This is a genomic window from Moritella sp. F3 (assembly GCF_015082335.1).
Lineage (GTDB): Bacteria > Pseudomonadota > Gammaproteobacteria > Enterobacterales > Moritellaceae > Moritella.
Genome location: NZ_BLRL01000034.1, coordinates 1 through 536 on the forward strand (window position 1 = coordinate 1; position 536 = coordinate 536).

The 536-nt window shown below is 49.3% G+C and carries 1 rRNA gene; it reads right to left on the reverse strand.

The features are described from left to right. A 23S ribosomal RNA gene (locus tag JFU56_RS22385) occupies nucleotides 1-536 on the reverse strand; the annotation flags it as partial.

Here is a 536-nt window from a genome sequence, read left to right on the forward strand (position 1 = left end):
CATTGGCGTACCTTCTCCCGAAGTTACGGTACCATTTTGCCTAGTTCCTTCACCCGAGTTCTCTCAAGCGCCTTAGTATTCTCTACCTAACCACCTGTGTCGGTTTGGGGTACGATTCTCTCATATCTGAAGCTTAGAGGTTTTTCCTGGAAGCCGGGTATCAACTACTTCATCTCCGTAGAGACTCGTCATCAGTTCTCAGCCTTAATGTGTTCCCGGATTTGCCTAAGAACACAGCCTACAACCTTAAACATGGACAACCATCGCCATGCTAGCCTAACCTTCTCCGTCACCCCATCGCAATATAAGCGAGTACTGGAATATTAACCAGTTTCCCATCGACTACGCCTTTCGGCCTCGCCTTAGGAGTCGACTCACCCTGCCCCGATTAACGTTGGACAGGAACCCTTGGTCTTTCGGCGTGGAGGTTTTTCACCCCCATTATCGTTACTCATGTCAACATTCGCACTTCTGATACCTCCAGCAAGCTTCTCAACTCACCTTCAACGGCTTACAGAACGCTCCTCTACCATGCA